Origin of the sequence: Pseudomonas sp. IT-P176 (assembly GCF_949767245.1) — a bacterium.
Taxonomy (GTDB): Bacteria; Pseudomonadota; Gammaproteobacteria; order Pseudomonadales; family Pseudomonadaceae; genus Aquipseudomonas.
Map to the genome: position 1 here is coordinate 1 of NZ_CATKPN010000122.1, position 316 is coordinate 316.

1 protein-coding gene is annotated in these 316 nt (G+C 63.3%); it reads left to right on the plus strand.

The genetic code is table 11. The features are described 5' to 3' along the window. A partial coding sequence (locus ACM6IP_RS26075) for a type VI secretion system Vgr family protein (RefSeq protein WP_414862614.1) occupies positions 1 to 316 on the plus strand: 316 nt, incomplete at both ends.

A 316-nucleotide genomic window follows, 5' to 3' on the forward strand; every position in this document is an offset into this window, starting at 1 on the left:
CAACTACAAGCGCAACGTGCTGCGCACCCCGGCCAATAACAAATTGCGCATGGACGACAGCCGTGGCGAGGAGCACATCAAGCTCAGTACCGAGCACAGCGGTAAGAGCCAGCTGAACCTCGGGCATGTCGTTGATGACAAGCGCCAACCCCGAGGCCAGGGCGCGGAGCTGCGCACCGATGGGCACGGGGTTATTCGTGCCGGCAGCGGCGTCTTCATCAGCGCTGATGCACAGCCCAAAGCCCAGGGACCGATGCTGGACATGACTGCTGCGCTGGGCCGGTTGCAACAGGCCGGCGACCAACTGGAAAGGGTC